This window comes from Streptomyces sp. 135, from assembly GCF_020026305.1.
Classification (GTDB): Bacteria; Actinomycetota; Actinomycetes; order Streptomycetales; family Streptomycetaceae; genus Streptomyces.
In genome coordinates this window covers 8,450,651-8,471,107 of sequence record NZ_CP075691.1, presented here as the reverse complement: position 1 = coordinate 8,471,107, position 20,457 = coordinate 8,450,651, and the positions used below count along the sequence as shown (strand labels likewise).

The 20,457-nt window shown below is 72.8% G+C and carries 20 protein-coding genes and 2 pseudogenes; 13 read left to right on the top strand and 9 right to left on the bottom strand.

All coding sequences use genetic code 11. From position 1 onward, the window contains the following. Positions 1-11: 11 nt before the first annotated feature. Positions 12-299, top strand: coding sequence for a DUF1232 domain-containing protein (locus KKZ08_RS37110; protein WP_223778619.1), 288 nt, complete (start codon positions 12-14; stop codon positions 297-299). Here KKZ08_RS37110 and KKZ08_RS37105 read toward each other — a convergent pair. The 7 genes from KKZ08_RS37105 to KKZ08_RS37080 all read right to left on the bottom strand — a co-directional run bounded on the left by KKZ08_RS37105 (position 264) and on the right by KKZ08_RS37080 (position 6,360). Beyond that, positions 264-977: a DUF2470 domain-containing protein gene (locus KKZ08_RS37105; RefSeq protein ID WP_223778618.1), complete on the bottom strand. Its 714-nt coding sequence runs from the start codon at positions 975-977 to the stop codon at positions 264-266. The genes KKZ08_RS37110 and KKZ08_RS37105 overlap by 36 nt on opposite strands. A gap of 105 nt (positions 978-1,082) precedes the next feature. Next, positions 1,083-2,129, bottom strand: a complete 1,047-nt coding sequence (locus tag KKZ08_RS37100) for an acyl-CoA desaturase (RefSeq protein WP_223778617.1) — start codon at positions 2,127-2,129, stop codon at positions 1,083-1,085. A gap of 677 nt (positions 2,130-2,806) precedes the next feature. Further along, a complete protein-coding gene (locus tag KKZ08_RS37095) occupies positions 2,807-3,433 on the bottom strand; it encodes a hypothetical protein (RefSeq protein ID WP_223778616.1) in 627 nt (208 codons plus the stop codon). A 21-nt stretch (positions 3,434-3,454) separates the two neighbouring features. Next, on the bottom strand, positions 3,455-3,865 hold the full coding sequence (locus KKZ08_RS39070; protein ID WP_320588895.1) for a hypothetical protein: 411 nt from the start codon (positions 3,863-3,865) through the stop codon (positions 3,455-3,457). A gap of 63 nt (positions 3,866-3,928) precedes the next feature. Then, complete coding sequence (locus tag KKZ08_RS39065; RefSeq protein WP_346657927.1) at positions 3,929-4,519, bottom strand: hypothetical protein; 591 nt, start codon at positions 4,517-4,519, stop codon at positions 3,929-3,931. A gap of 99 nt (positions 4,520-4,618) precedes the next feature. After that, on the bottom strand, positions 4,619-5,275 hold the full coding sequence (locus KKZ08_RS37085) for an MBL fold metallo-hydrolase (protein WP_223778615.1): 657 nt from the start codon (positions 5,273-5,275) through the stop codon (positions 4,619-4,621). Further along, the gene (locus KKZ08_RS37080) at positions 5,275-6,360 is read right to left on the bottom strand and encodes an S-(hydroxymethyl)mycothiol dehydrogenase (protein WP_223778614.1); all 1,086 of its coding nucleotides are present in this window, start codon (positions 6,358-6,360) and stop codon (positions 5,275-5,277) included. Before KKZ08_RS37080 ends, KKZ08_RS37085 begins: the two co-directional genes overlap by 1 nt. 125 nt (positions 6,361-6,485) lie before the next feature. Between KKZ08_RS37080 and KKZ08_RS37075 the strand changes: the two genes are divergently transcribed. The 4 genes and pseudogenes from KKZ08_RS37075 (at position 6,486) to KKZ08_RS37060 (ending at position 10,312) form a co-directional block, all read left to right on the top strand. Next, positions 6,486-7,295: an ABC transporter permease gene (locus tag KKZ08_RS37075; protein ID WP_223778613.1), complete on the top strand. Its 810-nt coding sequence runs from the start codon at positions 6,486-6,488 to the stop codon at positions 7,293-7,295. 11 nt (positions 7,296-7,306) lie between these two features. Further along, entirely contained in the window at positions 7,307-7,807 is a 501-nt protein-coding gene (locus KKZ08_RS37070; protein WP_223778612.1) for a glutathione peroxidase, read from the top strand. Between the two features lie 246 nt (positions 7,808-8,053). Beyond that, complete coding sequence (locus KKZ08_RS37065; protein WP_223778611.1) at positions 8,054-9,292, top strand: D-alanyl-D-alanine carboxypeptidase family protein; 1,239 nt, start codon at positions 8,054-8,056, stop codon at positions 9,290-9,292. After that, positions 9,285-10,312 (top strand): annotated as a pseudogene (locus tag KKZ08_RS37060) (Gfo/Idh/MocA family oxidoreductase). The gene KKZ08_RS37065 and the pseudogene KKZ08_RS37060 overlap by 8 nt, the downstream one beginning before the upstream one ends. A 25-nt stretch (positions 10,313-10,337) precedes the next feature. Here KKZ08_RS37060 and KKZ08_RS37055 read toward each other — a convergent pair. Further along, on the bottom strand, positions 10,338-10,751 hold the full coding sequence (locus tag KKZ08_RS37055) for an SsgA family sporulation/cell division regulator (RefSeq protein WP_223778610.1): 414 nt from the start codon (positions 10,749-10,751) through the stop codon (positions 10,338-10,340). A 216-nt stretch (positions 10,752-10,967) separates the two neighbouring features. Here KKZ08_RS37055 and KKZ08_RS38800 point away from each other — a divergent pair. From KKZ08_RS38800 to KKZ08_RS37025, 6 genes and pseudogenes are all read left to right on the top strand, one after another. Next, a pseudogene (locus KKZ08_RS38800) lies at positions 10,968-11,222 on the top strand (sigma factor); the annotation flags it as partial. Positions 11,223-12,592: 1,370 nt separating this feature from the next. After that, positions 12,593-14,131 carry an ATP-dependent DNA ligase gene (locus tag KKZ08_RS37045; protein ID WP_223778609.1) on the top strand — a complete coding sequence of 513 codons (1,539 nt, stop codon included), beginning with the start codon at positions 12,593-12,595 and terminating at the stop codon, positions 14,129-14,131. 100 nt (positions 14,132-14,231) lie between these two features. After that, on the top strand, positions 14,232-14,717 hold the full coding sequence (locus KKZ08_RS37040) for a TrkA C-terminal domain-containing protein (protein ID WP_223778608.1): 486 nt from the start codon (positions 14,232-14,234) through the stop codon (positions 14,715-14,717). A gap of 4 nt (positions 14,718-14,721) precedes the next feature. Then, complete coding sequence (locus KKZ08_RS37035) at positions 14,722-15,981, top strand: cation:proton antiporter (protein ID WP_223778607.1); 1,260 nt, start codon at positions 14,722-14,724, stop codon at positions 15,979-15,981. A 265-nt stretch (positions 15,982-16,246) separates the two neighbouring features. Continuing rightward, complete coding sequence (locus KKZ08_RS37030; RefSeq protein ID WP_223778606.1) at positions 16,247-16,945, top strand: hypothetical protein; 699 nt, start codon at positions 16,247-16,249, stop codon at positions 16,943-16,945. Between the two features lie 84 nt (positions 16,946-17,029). Beyond that, the gene (locus KKZ08_RS37025; RefSeq protein ID WP_223778605.1) at positions 17,030-17,629 is read left to right on the top strand and encodes a sigma-70 family RNA polymerase sigma factor; all 600 of its coding nucleotides are present in this window, start codon (positions 17,030-17,032) and stop codon (positions 17,627-17,629) included. Positions 17,630-17,702: 73 nt separating this feature from the next. On the opposite strand, the gene KKZ08_RS37020 is transcribed toward KKZ08_RS37025, so the two are convergent. Beyond that, positions 17,703-18,173 (bottom strand): GNAT family N-acetyltransferase, encoded by a 471-nt coding sequence (locus KKZ08_RS37020; protein WP_223778604.1) that lies wholly within the window; start codon positions 18,171-18,173, stop codon positions 17,703-17,705. Positions 18,174-18,469: 296 nt separating this feature from the next. Here KKZ08_RS37020 and hemC point away from each other — a divergent pair, with 296 nt between their 5' ends. Together hemC and KKZ08_RS37010 are read left to right on the top strand one after the other, a co-directional pair. Next, on the top strand, positions 18,470-19,405 hold the full coding sequence (gene hemC / locus KKZ08_RS37015) for a hydroxymethylbilane synthase (protein WP_223778603.1): 936 nt from the start codon (positions 18,470-18,472) through the stop codon (positions 19,403-19,405). 18 nt (positions 19,406-19,423) lie between these two features. Further along, positions 19,424-20,254: a sensor domain-containing protein gene (locus KKZ08_RS37010; RefSeq protein ID WP_346657926.1), complete on the top strand. Its 831-nt coding sequence runs from the start codon at positions 19,424-19,426 to the stop codon at positions 20,252-20,254. Positions 20,255-20,457: the final 203 nt, after the last annotated feature.

The following is a 20,457-nucleotide window of genomic DNA, read 5'->3' as shown; positions in this document are numbered from 1 at the left end:
CGTACATAGGTATGAGCACGGAACTGACCGTTCTCCTCGTCGGCGCAGCCGTTCTGGTCGCCGCGACGCTCGGCGTCGCGGTCATGCTGCTCATACGTCTCGTCCGCACCCGCCGTGCCCTGCGCAGAGCCGGGCTACCCGTGGAGCGGCAGTGGGTCTTCTGGGGCGCGGTCGCTTATCTCCTGCTGCCCGCGGATCTGCTCCCCGACCCCGTCTACCTGGACGACATCGGGGCGCTGCTCCTCGCGCTGCGGTCGATGCGGTCAGCCGCCGACGGGCCGCCCGCGCCGGGTCGCTGAGAGCCGGGCCTTCGTCAGCAGGGCCTGCATGCACTCCGTCACCTGGGAGACGTCCGCGACGGTCTCGTGGAACGGCAGGCGTACGTCGGCCTGGCTGCGGGCCCGTTCGAGGCGCAGGGAGATGCCGTGCCGGTCGATGGCGAGCGGCCGGACCCGCACCACGCCCTGAAGGCTGTCGGGGCTGACGAGGCGGGTGAGTTGCTCGACGGCGTCCGGGTGGGCGTCGGCGAGGTGGGTGAGCAGCCGCGACTCGGCCTCGGCGAGCGGGTCGGGCACGGTCAGGGCGAGTTCGTCCAGTTCGACGCCGAGGCGTTCGCCGTTCGACTCGTGCAGCACCGCGCATGTCGGTTCGAGGAAGAGTTCCTCCCCGTCGTACGCCAGCGATCCGGACAGCCACAGCCGGGCGCGGATCCGGTCCCTGAGCGGGACGGGCGCGACGTCGGCGAACTCGACCAGCGTCGACGGCTCGCCGCGCGGCGCGCAGATGACGGCGGCGGCGAGGGCGCTGTCCTCGGGCGGGCACAGCCGCAGCCTGCCGTCGTCCGTGAAGCTGTGCGCGCCCACGAGTTCGTCCCTGCCGATCTCCGTGGTCACCGCGCAGGACCACGCGGTCGCGAGTAGGGAACGAGCGCGTGCCGCCGGTGCGGGCACGATCGCGGTGCTGTGACGGACACCCATTCTCAACCTCCATTAGGTAAGCCTTGCCTAACCTATCGGAGATCGAGGAGCAGGGCCAGTACGCGGATCCTGTCCGGGTCGGCGGGCCTCTTCGTGGAGCCGCCGCTAGCCGCGCAGGGGCTGCCCCGCTTGGTGCAGGCTCTTGAGTGCTTGGCCGTAAGAAGCGATCAATGAGGTCTGGAGGTAGCTCACCCCGAGTTCGTCGCAGTAACGGCGGACCAGGAGCTGGGCCTTGCGCAGGTTCGGGGAGGGCATGCTGGGGAAGAGGTGGTGCTCGATCTGGTAGTTCAAGCCGCCCAGCGCCACGTCGGTCAGGAGGCCGCCCCGCACATTGCGGGAGGTGAGGACCTGACGACGCAGGAAGTCAGGGCGGTCATGGCCGGTGATCGTGGGCATGCCCTTGTGGTTGGGGGCGAAGATCGAGCCGAGGTAGAACCCGAACAGGCACTGGTGCACGAAGAGGAATGCCACCGCCTTGCCGGGGGGCAGGACGAGGAAGACACCCGCGAGGTAGAGCGCGAAGTGCCCGAACAGCAGCGTTCCTTCGAGCCGTCGCTGCTTGAGCGACCGGTCGGCCAGGCCACGTACTCCTGCGGCATGGAGGTTGAAGCCCTCGAGTGCCAGCAGGGGGAAGAACAGGAACGCCTGGACGCGGCCGATCAACCGGGGCAGGCCACTGGCCGCCCGGGCCTGCGCCTGGCTCCATACCAGGATGTCGGGGGCCACATCGGGGTCGAGTTCCTCATGGTTGGGGTTGGCGTGGTGGCGCGAGTGCTTGTCCTGCCACCAGCCGTAACCCATACCGATCCCCAGGTTGCCGGCGAGACGCCCGATCAGCGCGCTCGAACGGGTCCTGCGGAACACCTGACGGTGACCCACATCGTGGGCGACCAGCGCGACCTGCCCGAAGACCAGAGCGAGGAACGCGCCGACCGCGAGCGTCCACCAGCTGTCACCGACAGCTCCAAAGGCGAACCAGCCTCCCGCATAGGCCGCGCACACCATCGCCATGCGCACGGCGTAGTAGAAGGGCCGACGCCGCATCAGTCCGGCGTCCTTGATCTCCTTCGACAGGCGTGCGAAGTCACTGCCCGTTCGGCGTACCTGTAGGGCGACGGCCGCCTGCGCCTGAGACGGCGCCCGCGTACTCATCGGCGGGCCTGACGCCGGGCGGAGCACAACTGACGTTCGCGGCGGCCGAGGAGGCGTGGGTGGCCTGTCCGGCAGGTGGTGATGTGCAGGGTGTGCACGGCGAGGAGCAGGCGGGGCTGTCCGCACGGCCGGTGCGTGGGTGGCCTGGCCAGGCATGTCCGGACAGGCAGTGGGGTGCGGAGGGAGACGGGCATGATGCCTCTTCTTCCGCCACAGGCCCGGTCGCTCGGACGTCAGGACAGACCGTCACAGCGGTATCGGGGAGGGCGGTATTGATGGAATGTGTCACGCCGTCAATGACGACGCGTCGTGCGGATCGGGCCCGCAGTGCCTGACGCGTTGCTCGGTTCCTGCCCGCGTCACAGACTCCGTGCGGACGCCGGTACGTCTTCCCGCAGTTCCGGGAAGAGCAGCCAGGGGCTGGGGCATCCTGCCATGAACAGTACAACAGTGCCCTGTTCACATCGCGTAAAGGCCGAGCACGGCCCAGGCCATCGCTTTTGCCGCGCGTCCGTGGACGGGAGAGCGCTCGGCTGGAACATCCCAGCCGGGCGCTTGCCTGAACCGTTCATCACGTCTCAGCGAGCCGCGTTCCGCACGCGGCTTCTGGGCATGTCCTCGATCTCATGTCACAGCCGGGACTGTGCTCTGGATCCGACGCTTTCCCGACGGTCCGGTCAGCAGGGGAGAGTGGTCTTGCCTGCCGCACCTGTGGCACCGGTGACGCCATGAGCTGTGGAGGTGGCCGCGGTGCCGTTGCCGCCGGGCTTGCCGGGGCACACCGGGCTGGCCGCGCCGCCGGCGCCGCCCTTGCCACCCGTGTAGCCGCCACCGGCGATGGACGCGCCGCCGTTGCCGCCCTTGCCGCCGGCGATACCGACACCGGCGTCACCTACGCCGCCCACGCCGCCCTTGCCGCCGGTACCACCGAGCTTGGCCTCACCGCCATAGCCGCCGTTGCCGCCGTTGCCGTTGGCGCCACCGGCGCCGCCCGTGCCACCCCCGCCTCCGGTGCTCCCGATGCCGTCACCGTTGCCGCCGGCGCCTCCGGTGCCGCCGTTGCCGTTGGCTCCGGCCGCGCCCCCGATACCGCCCAGGCCGCCGACACCGCCGTTGCTGCCAACGCCGTTGGCGCCGTTGGCGCCGGGCAGCCCGAGGATGCCGAGGCCGGTGGCCGTGCGGGCGCTGCTCGTCTCGGCCCGGGCCGTCGCAGAGGCCAGGGTGGGAGTGAAGGCCAGGCCGGCCACAGCGATCGCGGCGATCAAGGCCGTGCGGGGAACGAGGGTGGTGCGCGTGGAGCGCATGAGGTACGCCTTCCCTTTCGCTCAGCCAGAGAAATTCTCCGGCTGACAACTCACCAACCTAGCCGGAAAAGCACCCGATTCATTACGCTGAATGATCAAATGGCTTATATGGCCCGAATGCTCAAATTTTGGCTGCAAGTTCTCACCACGCGATGACAGGAGCGTACAGTCGCCGTCCCAGCAGGTCGGCCCTTCAAGGACCGGCCGCAGGAAGGGAACCAGCGCCTCGCTGTTCTCCCAGGTGGCCGCGTCCCACAGATAGGAGGAGCTGTGGTCCACGCCGTAGTGGTGGACGTGGTCGCCGACGGTGAACATCGGCTCGTCGAAAGAGGTGGGGCGTGCCCAGGCGAAACCCATGCCCTCGTCGCAGGAGACGTCGATGACCAGAGTGCCGGGCGCGAGCTTCGGCAGGTCCTCCTCCAGCAGGAACATCAGCGGCGCACTTCGATCACGACGTGGCGGACGACAGCCGCGACCCGCGGCGTAGCGTCGCACTCACTGAGGACGGCCCGGAGCCGCTGGCCGAGTTCCTCGCCGGGCACACACGATCCGCGCCGAGTGGATCGGTGAGCTGACATCCGCGACACCGCGGGCAGTCAGCACGTCCACGTCGTGCACGCCCAGCGCGCTGAGCGCGGTCACCGCACCGCGTGCGGTGGCACCGAAGCCGATCACCGCCGCACGCCGCCGGCGCCCGTAGTCACCGGTCGATCCGGTCAGCTGCATGGCGTGCAGCACCGACGAGTAACCGGCCAGCTCGTTGTTCTTGTGGAAGACGTGGAGGCTGAACCCGCCCTCCCGGGTCCAGTGGTTCATCGCCTCGAAGGCGATGACCGTGAGTTTGCGCGCGATGGCGGCCTGCGCGACCTTCTCGTCCTGCACGCAGTGCGGCCATCCCCACAGCACCTGGCCCTCCCGCAGCTCCGCCAGATCCTCGTGCAGCGGTTTGGCCAGCAGGATGACGTCACACTCCGCGATCAACTCCTCGCGTGAGCGGAAACCGGCGCCCCAGGGTGCGAGCCGGCTGTCCGCGACGCCGAAGTGCTCTCCGTATTCAACACACCCCTGAGCGCGGGGGCTTGGCAGGCGGTGCTCCTCCGGGCCGGGCGCTCTGCTGAGCGCCCGGCCCAGGAACCCTTGAACGACCCACCCAGCCGTTCGCGGGGCCGTACCGGTATCGAGGTGTCAGTGCCCCCGGGCGATCCACTCCTCCAGGTGCGGCGCCTCGGCGCCGATCGTCGTGCTGTCGCCGTGGCCGGTGCGCACCACCGTCTCGGGCGGCAGCGTCAGCAGCCGCTCGCCGATGGACTCCACGATCGTCGGGAAGTCGCTGAAGGAGCGGCCCGTGGCGCCCGGCCCGCCGGCGAAGAGCGTGTCGCCGGTGAAGACCGTGCCGAGGTCCGGGGCGTACAGGCTGACCGCGCCGTGGCAGTGGCCCGGCGTGTGCAGCACCCGCAAGGCCGTGCCCGCGACGGTCAGTTCCTGCCCGTCGGAGAGCTCACCGTCCGGCGCGCGGTCGGGATGCGTCTGCTTCCACAGCTGCGTGTCGGCCGGGTGCAGCAGGATCGGCGCGCCGGTGCGGGCGGCGAGCGCCGGGGCCGCGTCGATGTGGTCGTCGTGCGCGTGGGTGCAGACGATCGCGACGAGGCGCCGCTCTCCCACCGCCTCCGCGATGGCGTCCGCGTCGTGCGCGGCGTCGATGACGAGGCACTCGCTGTCGTCGCCGACGATCCATACGTTGTTGTCGACCTCCCAGGTGCCGCCGTCCAGGGAGAACGTCCCGGAGGTGACGAGGTGGTCGACGCGGGCGCCGAAGGCGCTGCCCCGAGACTCGGCCGCCATCAGAACATCACCACCGAACGCAGGACGTCGCCGTGGTGCATCCGCTCGAAGGCCTTCTCCACGTCCTCCAAAGCGATGGTCTCCGTGACGAACGCGTCCAGGTCCAGGCGGCCCTGACGGTAGAGGTCGATGAGCATCGGGAAGTCGCGCGAGGGCAGACAGTCCCCGTACCAGCTCGACTTCAGCGCGCCGCCGCGCCCGAAGACGTCCAGGAGCGGCAGCTCGATCTTCATCTCCGGGGTGGGCACGCCGACCAGGACGACGGTGCCGGCGAGGTCCCGGGCGTAGAAGGCCTGTTCGTACGTCTCCGGGCGGCCGACCGCCTCGATGACGACGTCGGCGCCGTTGCCCCCGGTCAGCTCGCGGATGGCCGCGACGGGGTCGGTGGCGCGGGAGTTGACGGTGTGCGTGGCGCCGAGGCCCTGCGCCGTCCGGAGCTTCTTGTCGTCGATGTCCACGGCGATGATCTTCGCGGCGCCCGCGAGCCGGGCACCCGCGATGGCGGCGTCACCGACGCCGCCGCAGCCGATGACGGCCACCGAGTCGCCGCGCCCGACGCCCCCGGTGTTGATGGCGGCGCCGATCCCGGCCATCACCCCGCAGCCGAGGAGGCCCGCCGCCGCCGGCGACGCCTCCGGGTCGACCTTGGTGCACTGCCCGGCGGCGACGAGGGTCTTCTCCGCGAAGGCGCCGATGCCGAGGGCGGGCGACAGCTCGGTGCCGTCGGCCAGGGTCATCTTCTGCTTCGCGTTGTGCGTGTCGAAGCAGTACTGGGGGCGGCCGCGCAGACAGGCGCGGCACTGGCCGCACACGGCGCGCCAGTTGAGGATCACGAAGTCGCCGGGCGCGACCTCGGTGACACCCGCGCCGACCGACTCGACGACGCCCGCCGCCTCGTGCCCGAGCAGGAACGGGAAGTCGTCGTTGATGCCGCCCTCGCGGTAGTGCAGATCGGTGTGGCAGACCCCGCACGCCTGGACCTTCACCACGGCTTCTCCCGGCCCCGGGTCCGGGACGGTGATCGTCTCGATCCGTACCGGCTCGCCCTTCGCGCGGGCGATCACGCCCTGCACCTGCTGCGCCATGACTTCAGCCCTTCTTTCATCCACGTCTTTCCCGACCCATCGTTACAGGTCGATCACCTCATGTCCCGGGCGGCACCCGAACGGACAGGGGCACGGCACGGCCCCGAGCGGCCTAGGGTGATCGCGTGCGTGATCTCGCTGCCCAAGCCCTGCTGCCGGTCAACACCGCGCTCGCCGTGGTCCTGCTGGTACTGCTGCTCGCCGCCGCGGCGACGGCGGCCCTGTGCCGGCTCTCCCCGGACGGCTCGCGCGGCAGGGCGCGCGAGATCCTGGTCGCCGGGGCCCGTGCCACGGTCCAACTGGCCGTGGTCTCGCTGGCCATCGGCTGGGTGGTGCACCATACGGCGGCGCTCTTCGCCTTCCTGCTGCTCATGTTCGCCGTGGCCGCGCGCACCGCCGGGCGGCGCATCACGCCGAACGGCACGTGGTGGTGGGCGGCGCTGCCGATCGCGGGGCCCGTCGTCCCGGTGGTGACCGGCCTGACCCTGGCCGGGCTGCTCCCCGTGCGAGGCATCGCCATGATCCCCGTCACGGGCATCCTCATCGGCGGCGCGCTGACCGCCACGGTACTCGCGGGCCGCCGCTGCCTGGATGAACTGCGCACCCGCCACGGCGAGTTCGAGGCGGGCCTCGCCCTCGGCCTCGCCGACCGCGACGCCCGCCTGGAGCTGGTCCGCCCGGCCGCCTCCGACGCGCTGCTGCCCGGCCTCGACCAGACCCGCACGGTCGGCCTCGTCACCCTCCCCGGCGCGTTCGTCGGCATGCTCCTGGGCGGGGCGTCCCCGGCGCTCGCGGGCGCCGTGCAGCTCTTCGTGCTGATCGCCCTGATGGCGGTCCAGGCGGTGTCGGTGGCCCTCACGGTCGAACTGGTCTCCCGGGGGCGGCTGCACCGCGAGGAGCCGGGTGCTGCTACCGGGGGCCCGGGGCGGGCGTAGGCTCGGCCACTATGTCCGTCTACCAAGAAGAAATCGGCGCCCTGCGGGGCGGCCCCGCCGACCTGTCCCAGTTCGAGGGCAAGACCGTCCTCGTCGTCAACGTCGCCTCCAAGTGCGGCCTCACCCCGCAGTACGCGGGCCTGGAGCGGCTCCACGAGCAGTACGCGGCGCGCGGCTTCAGCGTGCTCGGCGTGCCCTGCAACCAGTTCATGGGCCAGGAGCCCGGCACGTCGGAGGAGATCGCCGAGTTCTGCTCGGCGACGTACGGCGTCACCTTCCCGATGACGGAGAAGGTCGACGTGAACGGCGAGGGCCGGCACCCGCTGTACGCGCGCCTGGTCGACACGGCGGACGCCGAGGGACACACCGGGGACATCCGCTGGAACTTCGAGAAGTTCCTGGTGAACGGCTCCGGCGAGGTCGTCGCCCGCTTCGGCCCGCGCGTCGAGCCGGACGCCCCCGAGGTCGTCGCCGCGATCGAGAAGCACCTCCCGCAGCCCCTCTCGGCCTGACCTCTTGCGGCCGGCTCCCGGCGCCGGGCGGGCGACCACGCCGTGACCGGGCCGCATCGGCTTCCCGGTGACGGCGGTGGCGTACGCGCCCGGCGCCGGCGCTGGTCGTGCGCGCCCGCCGCCTCCCGCTCGTCACGGGCGCCTGCCGCGGCAGCAGGCCTGCGGCGCAGGCGAAATGACGCGCTGATACGTCCAGGCGGACGAAGCCGATCTGCGGACCCGGGGGCGCGATCCTACGGTGGCTGAATGGTCATCAGGTACCTTTCGCGCTCCTCCTCCGTACGGACCGCGACCCTCGCGCTCGGGACTCTGGTCCTCCTGTCCACACCCGTCGCGGCGGCCGACGCGCCCGCCGAGCCCGCGCCGCCCCGGCCGGTTCCCGCGTACTCCTCCACCCTCCTGGACCGGCCGGGCGTCCAGGTCCGGCCCGGGCCCGCCGCGCCCGGGCTGCCCGGTGACGTCTCCGCCCTCGCCTGGCTGGTGGCGGACGCCAATACCGGCGAGGTGCTCGCCGCCAAGGACGCGCACCGTCCGCTGCCGCCGGCCTCCACGCTGAAGTCCCTCTTCGCCCTCGCGGCGCTCCCCCGCCTCGACCCCCAAAGGCGCCATATCGTCGCGGAGAGCGAGCTGGCCCGCGTGGGTGACGGCAGCAGCCTGGTGGGCGTGGCGCCCGGCCGCTCCTATCGCGTCGCCGACCTGTGGCGCGGGGTCTTCCTCAGCTCCGGCAACGACGCCGTGCATGTCCTCGCGGGGCTCAACGGCGGCATGCGAAGGACCGTGGAGCAGATGCGCGCGAAGGCCCGCGAGCTGGGCGCGCGGGACACGCACGTGGTGTCGCCCGACGGCTACGACGCCGCCGGGCAGGTCTCGTCGGCGTACGACCTGGCGATCTTCGGCAAGGCGGGGCTCGCCGACCCGCAGTTCACCCGCTACTGCTCGACCCCGGTCGCCCGGTTCCCGGCCGGCGGCTGGTCGTACCCCATCCACAACACCAACCGCCTGCTGACCGGCGCCGACGGCGTGGCGCCCTATCCGGGGCTGCTCGGCGTCAAGAACGGCTACACGAGCCACGCGGGCTCCACCCTGATCAGCGCGGCCCAGCGGGGCGGGCGCACCCTGGTCGTGACGGTGATGAACCCCCAGGTGGGCGGCATGCGGACCGTCTACGAGGAGGCGAGGTCCCTGCTCGACTGGGGCTTCGCGGCGGCCGGGAAGGTACGGCCCGTGGGCTCGCTGCTGCCCCGGGCCGAGGAGGACCGCACCGCCAAGGGCCCCGTCCACGCCGCCGCCGAGGGCAGCGCCCTGAGGGTGGAGCCGCAGCGCTCGGACTGGCCCGCGGTGCTGCTGGTGATCGCGGGTATGGCCGCCGTCCTGGCCGGCGTGGTCATGGCGGTCCGGCGGCGGGCGGCTACGGTGTCCCGGCGTACGCACTTCAGAGGGAAGTCCGACGAGACACAACGCGCGAGGAGACCATCGGGTGACTGAACCGCTGGGGGTTGCCGTGCTGGGCGTCGGCCATATGGGGGCGGACCATCTGCGGCGGCTGGGCGAGACGGTGGGCGGGGCACGCGTGGTGGCGGTCGCGGACCCCGACACGGCGCGCGCCGAGGCCGCGGTCGTGGGGCGGGAGCGGGTGACGGTGCACAGCGACGCGCTCGCCGCGCTGGACGCTCCCGGTGTGGACGCGGTGCTGATGGCCTCGCCGGAGGCGGCGCACGAGGAGGCGCTGCTCGCGGCGTGCGCACGTGGCCTTCCGGTCCTCTGCGAGAAGCCCCTCACGCCCGACTCCGCCGCCGCCCTCCGGGTCGTCGAGGCCGAGGCCCGGCTCGGGCGCAGGCTGATACAGGTGGGGTTCATGCGCCGGTTCGACGCCGAGTACGCGGCCCTGAAGACGCTGCTCGACTCCGGCGACCTCGGCCGTCCCCTGCTCCTGCACTGCGTCCACCGGAACGTGTCGTCGCCGCCGCACTTCACCTCATCAATGCTGATCAGCAGCTCCGTCTCGCACGAGATCGACGCGGCCCGCTGGCTGCTCGGCCAGGAGATCGCCTCGGTGACGGTGGTCCGGCCGACGCCGTCGGCACACGCGCCCGCGGGTCTGCTCGACCCGCAGCTGGTCCTCTTCGAGACGGCAGGCGGAGCCGTCGTCGACGTGGAGGTCTTCGTCAACTGCGGCTTCGGGTACGAGGTGCGGTGCGAGGCGGTCTGCGAGCGCGGCAGCGCGCGGATCGGCGACGCGCACGGGATGGTCGTCCACGCGGCGGGCCGGGCGCATGAGGACGTGGCGCGGGACTATGTGGTGCGGTTCGCCGACGCGTACGACCGTGAGGTGCGGGCATGGGTGGCCGCGGCCCGCGAGGGCCGGGCCGTGGGGCCGAGCGCGTGGGACGGGTACGCGGCGGCGGCCGTCGCCGAGGCCGGGGTGGCGTCGCTGCGGGACGGGGGCGCGTCACGGTCGACCTCGCCGTGCGGCCGGCGCTGTACGGCGGGGGCGGCGGCGCCTGAGAACGGCCTGCCGGCCTTGGCGCCGTCAGACACCACCGAGCAGACGCGAGAGCCCTTGGTCGAGGTCGAGGCTCGCCTCCTCGCCGCCCTCGGGCACCACGGCGTACGACCGCAGCAGGAAGCGGCGCAGGGCGATCTTGTCGAACTGCACCAGGGCCAGCCCCTGGTACGAGTGGAACTCCAGCACCGTCCGCGCCCGCCCGCACGGCCAGATGTGCACGTCACCGCTGCCCGCGGGGGCGCCGAGGCCGTCCTCCAGGAGCTGGCGGGCGAAGATCCAGGTGACCTCCGCGCCGTCGAGCGAGGCGGAGGAGGGGAACGTGATCTGAACCGCCAGCGGGTCCTCGGCCGAGTAGCGCAGGACCACGGGGAGGCCGCGCTCCTGGCCCTCCGGGGTGATGAGGCGGGCGCGGGTGGGCTGCTGGAGGGTGACGGCCATGATCGAGCTCCACTTCTGCGTTTCTTCCAGTTCTCGGGAGCCCGCTCGTGGGGACCCCTGTGCCCTTACGACCCCGTGACGTGGGGTGTCATTACGGCACCTCGCCAAGAGATCCATGTGACCTGCGCCACTCACTCCGCATAAGTCAGACATTTGTCGCCTAGAGTTTCGAATTCGTCCGAACCCCCCGCAGTGGGAACGGGAGAGTGTCCTGTCATGACCGACGTCCCTGCCGACGTCCCCTCCGGCATATCCGCCGAATCGGCCGCCGATCCGGCCGTCGCGCCTGTCCGTGTGCCCGTTCGTGTGCCCGTCACAGCGGAGTACACACGTATCTTCGAGGAACAGCAGTCTCGTCTCGTCGCATACGCGCGTTCGCTCACCGGCAACGCCTGGGTCGCCGACGACCTCGTGGCCGAGGCCCACTTCCGGGTGTGGCGACGGCTCTCCGCCGGGCACACGATCGACAACGTCCCCGCGTACCTGACGACCACCGTGCGCCATTTGGCGGCCGCGGCGGGCCGGGCGGCGGCGCGGGAGACGCCACGCGATCCGCAGGCCGCGGAGTCCGTCTGGATCACCGACTCCGGTGGCTCCCCGTTCAAGGCCGGCTCCGACGAGGAGGATCCCGCCGCGCGGGTCTCCTCGGTGGACCTCCTGACGCAGGTGCTCGGCCAGTTGCCCGAGCGGTGGGTGAAGGCGCTGTGGCTGGCGGAGGCGGAAGGCCAGCCCCTGGAGACGGTCGGCCGGCAGATCGGGGCGGGCCGCGGCGCCACGGCCGTGCTGCTGCACCGGGCCCGCGAGGGCATGCGGCAGGCGTTCCTGCGCGCGTACCCCGGGGCGCCCGCGGACCCCGCGTGCGCGACGCACTGGGACCGCATGCCGGGGCATGTCCGGGGCGAGGCGTCGCCCCGGCAGTCGGAGCGGCTCCTGGCCCATCTCGAAGGCTGCGCGGACTGCCGGGCGCGGCTGACGCTGCTGGTCCGCGCCAACGACCGGCTGCCCGCCCTCGTCGGTCCGGCCCTGTTGGTCTTCGTCCTCGGCGGCGCGGGCAAGTTCCTCGTTCCGCTCGCCGCGGGGTCCGCTGCGGCGGGCGCGGCCGCCGGCTCCTCCGGGGGGCACGGCGGGCTGTCGCACGGCATACGTCATGTGCTCACCGGCGGCGGCAAGGTGTCCGCCACCGCGGCCGGGGCGGTCGCGGCGACGGTGGCGGGGATCGCGGTCGCGGCCGGGCTCGTGCTGAGCGGCTCGGGAAGCCTGCGGCCACGGGCGGTAAGCCACCGCCGTGGAGGGGTCCCGCAGCCCCGGCGCCCCCGTGGCAGGCGGCGCCGGACGCTCCGGAGGCGGCTGACTCCCCGGCGGAGCGGGACGCGGCAGCCGGGCCGTCGCCGGAGCCGCGGGATGCCGAGCGGCCGGGTGCGGAGCGGGCTCGGCCCGTACCCGCGGAGAGGCCCACCGAGCGGAAGGCGGCGGAGCAGCCCGGTCCCGGTGACGCCACGGAGCCCGCCCCGGAGGCGTCTCCCACCCCTCAGCGGACGCAGCTCCCGACCGACGCGGCTTCACCGACACCTTCGCCCGCGTCCACCCCGACGCCCACGCCGACCCAGACACCTTCACCTACGCCCACACCGACCCCGAGCCCGACGCTTCCCCCGACCCCTACGCCTACGCCAACGCCCACGCCCACCCTCACTCCCCCGCATCCGCAGCCCGGGCCGCCCAGCTGCGAGCCCTGGAGGGGACCGTCCTTCAACTGCCGCCGCCCGTGACCGACGGGCCGGAGCCTCGGTCCGGCCCCCTCCGACCGTGCGCGCCGTCCCACCCCGTTGCAGGATGGGCCCATGCTGCTGGCTCGGCTCGCACACGTGTCCAAGGAAGTGGCCGCCACCTCCGCGCGGTCGCGGAAGATCGCTCTGCTCGCCGAGTTGTTCCGGGCGGCGGATCCGGAGGACGTACCGATCGTCATCCCCTATCTCGCGGGGCGGCTGCCTCAGGGGCGGCTCGGCATCGGCTGGAGCACCCTCAGGGACGCGGGGCCGCCCGCCGCCGAGCCGTCGCTGACGGTACGCGGCGTGGACGCGGCGCTCACCGCGATCGGCGCGGTGTCCGGTACCGGGTCCCAGGCCGAACGCAAGCGTCTGGTCGGCGAGTTGATGGGGGCCGCCACCGAGGACGAGCAGCGGTTCCTGGTCGGGCTGCTCACCGGCGAGGTCCGGCAAGGGGCCCTGGACGCGGTCGCCGTCGAGGGCCTCGCGGTGGCCACGGAGACCCCGGCGGACGCCGTGCGGCGCTCGGTGATGCTCGCCGGCGCCATCAGTCCGGTCGCCGAAGCGCTGCTGGAGCGCGGTCCGCAGGCGCTGGACGAGTTCCGGCTGACCGTGGGCCGGCCGCTGCTGCCGATGCTCGCGCACGGCGCCTCGTCGGTCGCCGAGGGGATCGACAAGCTGGGCGCGTGCGCGGTCGAGGAGAAGCTGGACGGCATCCGGGTGCAGGTCCATCGCAGCGGCGACGACGTACGCGTCTACACGCGGACGCTGGACGACATCACCGACCGGCTGCCCGAGCTGACGGCCGCCGCACGCGGTCTGCGCGGGGCGCACTTCATCCTGGACGGCGAGGTCATCGCCCTTGACGGCGAGGGGCGCCCCCGGCCGTTCCAGGACATCGCGGGGCGCGTCGGGTCGCGTGTCGACGTCGAGGCGGCGGCCGCCGGGCTGCCCCTGTCCCCCGTCTTCTTCGACGCGCTGTCCGTGAACGGACGGGACCTGCTCGACCTGCCGTTCACCGAGCGCCACACGGAACTCGCCGCCCTGGTGCCCGAGCCGATGCGGGTACGGCGCACGGTGGTGGCCGACCCCGCCGACGAGGCGGCGCGCGGCGCGGCCCAGGACTTCTTCGAGGCGACGCTCGCACGCGGCCACGAGGGCGTCGTGCTGAAATCGCTCGACGCGTCGTACAACGCGGGCCGCCGGGGCGCCTCCTGGCTGAAGGTCAAGCCGGTGCACACCCTGGACCTGGTGGTGCTCGCCGCGGAGTGGGGTCATGGCCGCCGCACCGGCAAGCTGTCCAACCTCCACCTGGGCGCGCGGCGGCCGGACGGGACGTACGCGATGCTCGGCAAGACGTTCAAGGGCATGACGGACGCGATGCTCGCCTGGCAGACCGAGCGCCTCCAGGAGCTGGCGGTCAGCGACAGCGGCCACGTCGTGCATGTACGTCCCGAGCTCGTCGTCGAGATCGCCTACGACGGCCTGCAACGCTCCACCCGCTACCCGGCCGGCGTCACGCTCCGCTTCGCCCGCGTGGTGCGCTACCGCGAGGACAAGCCGCCCGAGCAGGCGGACACCGTCGAGACGGTGCTGGCACGGCGTAATCCCTGATCCCGGGCACGCCCGACGACCCCGCGTACGTGATTTTGCCAATCCTTGGCCCCGATAGGGTGACATTCCGAGGAGATCACCTATCGCGAGGGGACCAGCTGTGCCCGCATCACGTCTCAGCCGTACGCCGCTGCCGGGCATCGGCATCCGGTACGACCTGACCACCCGAGAACAACGGCGCCTGTCGGTCGTCGCGCACCGGGACGGGGCGCGGACGCTGAGCGCGTACCGTTCCGACGATCCGGACGAGTGCGCCCTGTCGCTGCGGCTGAGTTCGGGGGAGGCGGAGGCGCTGATCGACGCGCTGATGCCCTCGCACCACAGCCCCAATCTGCTGCACACCACTGATCTGGGTCTGGTCGCGGAGCGGGTGCTGCTGCCGGCAACCTCGCACTGGAACGGGCGGCTGCTCGGCGAGACCCGGATGCGGACCGAGACCGGTGTCTCGATCGTGGCGGTCCTGCGGCGGGCCGACGCCATCCCGTCGCCCACCCCCGACTTCCGGCTGGCGGGTGGTGACACCCTCATCGTGATCGGCACACGCGAAGGCGTGGAGACGGCCGCGGCGATACTCGGTCGGGAGTGATCGCGTGCACTCCGCGGTCTTTCTCATCGAGTTCGGCGCGATCATCCTCGCGCTGGGGCTCCTCGGCCGGTTCGCCGGGCGTTTCCAGTTCTCGCCGATCCCGCTCTACCTGCTGGCGGGCCTCGCGTTCGGCGAGGGCGGGCTGCTGCCGCTCGGCGCGAGCGAGGAGTTCGTCGCCATCGGCGCCGAGATCGGCGTCATCCTGCTGCTGTTGATGCTGGGGCTCGAATACACGGCCAGTGACCTCGTCAGCAATCTCAAGACGCAGTACCCGGCCGGTCTGGTCGACTGCACGCTGAACGCCCTGCCGGGCGCGATCGCCGCGCTGCTCATGGGCTGGGGCCCGGTCGCCGCCGTCGTCCTCGCCGGCGTCACGTGGATCTCGTCGTCCGGCGTCATCGCCAAGGTCCTCGGCGACCTCGGGCGGCTCGGCAACCGCGAGACCCCGGTCATCCTCAGCATCCTCGTCCTCGAAGACCTGGCGATGGCCGTCTACCTGCCCATCATCACGGCCCTGCTGGCGGGCGTCGGTTGGGCCGCGGGCAGCCTCACCCTCGCCATCGCGCTCGGCGCGGCCGGGCTCGTGCTCTTCCTCGCGGTGCGCTACGGGCGGCTCATCTCCCGCTTCGTGTCCAGCGACGACCCGGAGAAGCTGCTCCTCGTGGTGCTCGGCCTGACCATCCTCGTCGCGGGGATCGCGCAGCAGCTCCAGGTGTCCGCCGCCGTCGGCGCGTTCCTCGTCGGCATCGCGCTCTCCGGGGAGGTCGCCGAGGGCGCGCATTCGCTGCTCGCGCCGCTGCGGGACCTCTTCGCGGCGGTCTTCTTCGTCTTCTTCGGGCTGCACACCGATCCGGCGAGCATCCCGCCCGTGCTGCTCCCGGCCCTCGCGCTCGCGGTCGCCACCGCCCTGACGAAGATCGCGACCGGTTACTGGGCGGCCCGCCGCGCGGGCATCTCCGTCAAGGGCCGCTGGCGGGCGGGCGGCGCGCTGGTGGCGCGGGGCGAGTTCTCCATCGTCATCGCGGGGCTCGCGGTCGCCGCCGGCATCGAGCCGTCGCTCGGCCCGCTGGCCACGGCGTACGTCCTGATCCTCGTGATCGTCGGACCGCTGACCGCCCGCTACACGCAGCCCATGGCGGGCTACGTGAGCGGTCTCCTCGCACGGCGCGCGGCGAGCGGCCCCGCCGCCGGGACCGCGCGGGTGCCCGGCCCCCGGGAGACCGTCGAGTCCCTGGACGGGCAGGACGCGGGCGACCGGTCGTAGAACCGAGTCCGGGCCCCCGCGCCGAGCCGTATCGGCTGCCGGAGCGGGGCGTCCCGGCAGGCCGGCGCGCCTGGACCGACAGCGCGCGGCGGCCGGCGCCTTGCGGCCAGTGTGTCGGGCGCCTCCGGGGTGGTCGAACGTCACGACGCGGTAGCCCGCCCGCTTCAGCCGGCAAGGCGTTGGCAGCCGGTGCGCCGAAGCGCGGTAGCGGCCAGTCCGGGACTCGCCGCCCGGTGGCGACCGCGCGCCTGGCACGATGCTCTCCATGACCTCCGGGCCCGCGTTCCGCCTCGCACGAGCCGCCGTGTTCGCGGCTCTGTGCGTGGTGACGACGGCCTTCGGACACGCCCTGATGTCCGGCGCCGCGCTGCCCTGGTGGGCGGTGGGCTACGCCTTCGCCGCCACGACGGCCGCCGCGTGGTGGCTGACCGGGCGCGAGCGCGGAGCCCCGGCGGTCACCGGCGCGACGGTCGTGGCGCAGCTGGCCCTGCACGAACTGTTCGGCCTGGCGCAGCGGTTCGGCGCGGGCCCGAGCGGACGCGGCGGGCCGGACCCGCACGCGGTGCCGTCGGGCGGGGGCGACGGCATGAACCACATGAGCCATGCGATGCCGATGCCGTCCTCCGACGCCACCCCGGCCGCCCTGTCCGACGAGGCCCTGTCCCGCTGGGTGATGTCCGTCTTCGGACACAGCGGCTTCGGCATGTTCCTCGCCCACCTGGCCGCCGCGCTGATCTGCGCCCTGTGGCTGTGGCGCGGCGAGGCCGCCGCGTTCCGCACCGGACGCGCGCTCGCGGCGGCCGTGTTCGTCCCGCTGCGGCTCGTCCTGACGCTCCTCGTCGCCGCGCTTCCCCCGGCGCCGCCGCACGTCGGCGCGCTGGTGCCGGTGCGGCGACTGCGCGGAGTCCTGATCCAGTACGCCGTCTCGCGCAGAGGTCCACCGGTCCTTCCGGTCAGTTCCTGAAAACCGCCCGCACCTCCAGGTGCCGGGCGGATATTCGGCGTTCGCGCCGCTCCTCGAACTCCCTTCACCGAAGGACCCTTTGCGATGACTCCTGCCCTTTTGCGTCCTGGGCGCGGCCGCGTGGCCGAGCCGGCCCGTGACGACCTGATCACCGAGTGGGCGCTGGCGGCCCGCGACGGCGACCCCGACGCGTTCGAACGGTTCGTGCGGGCCACGCGGCGCGACGTGTGGCGCTTCGTGGCCCACCTCAGCGGTGACCTGCACGGCGCCGACGACCTGACCCAGGAGACGTATCTGCGCGCCCTGACCGCGCTGCGCGGTTACGCCGCCCGTTCCTGCGCCCGTATCTGGCTGCTCGCCATCGCGCGCCGGACCGTCGCCGACCGCTTCCGCTCGGCCGCGGCCCGGCCTCGGATCGCCGACACCGCGGACTGGCAGGCGGCCGCGGAGCGCGCGCAGCCGCGCGGTCTCCCCGGTTTCGAGGAGGGCGTGGCCCTGCTCGACCTCCTTCGGACGCTCGACGCGCCGCGCCGTGAGGCGTTCGTGCTCACCCAGCTCGCGGGGCTCCCCTACGCGGACGCGGCGGCCGCCGTCGGGTGTCCGATCGGCACCGTGCGTTCGCGGGTGGCGCGCGCACGGGAACGGGTGACCGCGCTGCTCGTCGCGGCGGACCACGCGGCCTGACCGCACCCGGCCCCCGCCGTCGTCCGGCGTACTCCGCGCGGGCGTCGGCGGGGGCGGTCCGGGGACACCCCGGCTACCGGGATGCCTCGCGTACGAACAGGGTCACCGACACGCTCGCCTCGAAGCCGTTGCTCCGCATCAACGCGGCGGACGCGGTGTTGCGGGACTCGACGTCGGTCACGACGGCGCTCGCGCCCGCTTCGGTGAGCGTCGCGCAGCAGGCCTTCACCAGGCGGCTCGCGATGCCCTGCCCCTGGTACTCGGGGGCGCTAGCGATCCACTCCAGGTTGCCCCAGTCGGAGCGCTTGTCGAATCCCATCGAGCCGAGCACGAACCCGGCGAGCCGGTCCCCGTCGAGCGCCACCCAGCAGGCGGACGCCTCGCTGTCCAGGTGCCGCGCGATCGCCGAGAGCGACCAGGACGTGTAGGGCTTCACGGAGGTGTCGTAGACCTGGCGGCCGAGTGCCAGCGCATCGGCCAGATGGGTGGCCGTCATCGGTGCGAGATCGATCGCCGGGCGCTCCGGCGCGGCGGGGGTGGACATGGGGCCTCCCAGGTGGCGGGGGCGGCGGTCGGCCGCGGCTGCGTCCACCTCACGCTATGAGGCGGGGTGTGGTCACGCATGCGGAGCGGGGCCTCGGGCCGCGCCCGGCGACGGGCTCTCTTGACCGGCCCCCGTGCGCGCGGGCCACCCCCGGCTCCCCGCAGCCGCCCCGGACGCTCCGTGGCAGCCTCGGGGGCTCCGTGGCAGCGAAACCGGCAACTGCCCCGCTCCGACAGTCCTTTGATCAGTTGGACGCCTGTCACAGGCGTCATCGCCGAGCCCTTATCGTGGTCCGCGTGCCCGTTCCTGAGCTGATCCGCATCGTCTCCCGCTCCTCCCCCATGGCCCTGGCCCAGGTGGAGCGCGTCCGCGCCGAACTGGCGGCGCTGCACCCCGGCATCCGTACCGAGGTCGTGCCGGTCACGACCTCCGGCGACCGGTGGATGGGGGACCTGGCCCGCCTCGGCGGCAAGGGGGCCTTCACCAAGGAGGTGGACGCCGCGCTGCTCGCGGGCGAGGCGGATCTCGCGGTGCACTGCGTCAAGGACGTGCCGGCGGACCGGCCGCTGCCCGCCGGGACGACGTTCGCCGCGTTCCTCAAGCGGGACGACATCAGGGACGCGCTCATCCACCCGGGCGGGCTCACCCTCGACGAGCTGCCCGCGGGGACCCGCATCGGCACCTCCTCGGTGCGTCGGCGCGCCCAACTCGCTGCTTCACACCCGGAGTTGGAATGCGTCCCGATGCGCGGCAACGCGGGCCGCCGCCTGGAGAAGCTCGCCGCGGGCGACGCCGACGCCCTGCTGCTCGCCCAGTCGGGGCTGGAGCGCATCGGCCGCCCCGAGCTGGCGAGCGAGATCCTGTCGGTGGAGACGATGTGCCCGCCGATCGGCGCCGGGATCCTCGCCCTTCAGTGCCGCGAGGACGACACGACGACCATCGACGCGGTGACCGGCCTCGGCGACAAGGACGCCTGGCGGGAGGCGACCGCCGAGCGCATGTTCCTGCACGTGCTCCAGGGGCACTGCAATTCACCGATCGCCGGGTACGCCCGTTCGGGGCGCGGTGGTGACCTGTCGCTGCGCGCCTGCGTGTTCACACCCGACGGCAAGACGGTACTCAACGCGCACGAGTGGGCGGGCCCGCTCGACCCGGCGACCCTCGGCACGTCCGTGGCCGTCGCACTGCTGCGCCAGGGCGCCCGTGAACTGATCGACACGATCGCCCACTGACCCCGAGGTCGGTCACCCCTGGGGGACAACCCCCGGGCCAATCTGCGGAAAGCGGTCCGCGCCCCCTTCACCCGGCGGACCTGGGCGGAGGCGGCGTACTGCCTGGTCGGTTCTCCGCTGGGTGTCGGGGGCGGAGTGGTCGTCGCGGTGGTGCTCGCCCTCGGCGCCGGGCTGATGCTCTCGGTGGTCGGCGTGCTGCTGCTCATCGCGGCGCCTCGCCTCGCCCGCGCCCTGGGCGGCGTCCACCGCGGGCTCGCCGCGGGGCTGCTCGGCGATCTGACGGCCGCTCCCCCGCCCTTCCGGCGGGGCGAGGGTCTCGTGGGGCGGCTCGACGCGCGGCTGCGGGACGGCACCGGCTGGCGGGCGGCGGGCCACGTCCTCGCGAAGCTGCCGGTCGGCGCGCTCGGTGCGTACGCCGTGCTGTGGTGGATCACGGATCTGGTGAACCTCACCGCGCCGCTGCGGTGGGCGGTGTTCGGGCAGCGGGCCCAGGCCGGGGACGCGGAGGGCATGCCGGTGCTGACCCCGGTGCCCTTCGGCGGCCTGGACGCGGACACGCTGGAGCGGGTCGCTGCGGGCGGCACCGCGCTCGACCCGGAGGTCGTCACACAGCTGGCGGGCGCGAGTCACCGCGCGGCCGGACTTGCGCCGCTCACCGGCCGGGAACGGGAGGTGCTCTCCTTGACGGCGGAGGGCCGCTCCAACGCGGCGATCGCCCAGGCCCTCTCCGTCTCGGCGGGCACGGTGGAGAAACACGTGGCGGCGGTCTTCGAGAAGCTCCGGCTGCCCCCGTCGCACGATCACAACCGGCGGGTGCTCGCGGTCGTGCGATATCTGCAGCCGTCGTAGCCGGACCGGACACGCCATGACCTCAACTCCCCCACAGGAGCGCCATGTTCCGCCGCCTACGCCTACACATTCTTCACCGTGTGCGCATAGACTCGCGCCCTCCGGCCCGTATATCCGCAGGACAAAGGCATATGCCATAAGCACCACCGCATCGGGTGTCGCCAAATCCCTTACGGGCCCCCTTCTGCTGTGCGAAAGTCGTT

Coding starts and splice junctions, on each gene's coding strand:
- KKZ08_RS37055 (WP_223778610.1), bottom strand. CDS start 10,751: ATGGCCGTCACCCTCCAGCAGCCCACCCGCGCCCGCCTCATCACCCCG.
- KKZ08_RS37045 (WP_223778609.1), top strand. CDS start 12,593: ATGCTGCTGGCTCGGCTCGCACACGTGTCCAAGGAAGTGGCCGCCACC.
- KKZ08_RS37025 (WP_223778605.1), top strand. CDS start 17,030: ATGACTCCTGCCCTTTTGCGTCCTGGGCGCGGCCGCGTGGCCGAGCCG.
- KKZ08_RS37095 (WP_223778616.1), bottom strand. CDS start 3,433: ATGCGCTCCACGCGCACCACCCTCGTTCCCCGCACGGCCTTGATCGCC.
- KKZ08_RS37105 (WP_223778618.1), bottom strand. CDS start 977: ATGGGTGTCCGTCACAGCACCGCGATCGTGCCCGCACCGGCGGCACGC.
- KKZ08_RS37020 (WP_223778604.1), bottom strand. CDS start 18,173: ATGTCCACCCCCGCCGCGCCGGAGCGCCCGGCGATCGATCTCGCACCG.
- KKZ08_RS37065 (WP_223778611.1), top strand. CDS start 8,054: ATGGTCATCAGGTACCTTTCGCGCTCCTCCTCCGTACGGACCGCGACC.
- KKZ08_RS37085 (WP_223778615.1), bottom strand. CDS start 5,275: ATGGCGGCCGAGTCTCGGGGCAGCGCCTTCGGCGCCCGCGTCGACCAC.
- KKZ08_RS37110 (WP_223778619.1), top strand. CDS start 12: ATGAGCACGGAACTGACCGTTCTCCTCGTCGGCGCAGCCGTTCTGGTC.
- KKZ08_RS37100 (WP_223778617.1), bottom strand. CDS start 2,129: ATGAGTACGCGGGCGCCGTCTCAGGCGCAGGCGGCCGTCGCCCTACAG.
- KKZ08_RS37080 (WP_223778614.1), bottom strand. CDS start 6,360: ATGGCGCAGCAGGTGCAGGGCGTGATCGCCCGCGCGAAGGGCGAGCCG.
- KKZ08_RS39070 (WP_320588895.1), bottom strand. CDS start 3,865: ATGTTCCTGCTGGAGGAGGACCTGCCGAAGCTCGCGCCCGGCACTCTG.
- KKZ08_RS37030 (WP_223778606.1), top strand. CDS start 16,247: ATGACCTCCGGGCCCGCGTTCCGCCTCGCACGAGCCGCCGTGTTCGCG.
- KKZ08_RS37070 (WP_223778612.1), top strand. CDS start 7,307: ATGTCCGTCTACCAAGAAGAAATCGGCGCCCTGCGGGGCGGCCCCGCC.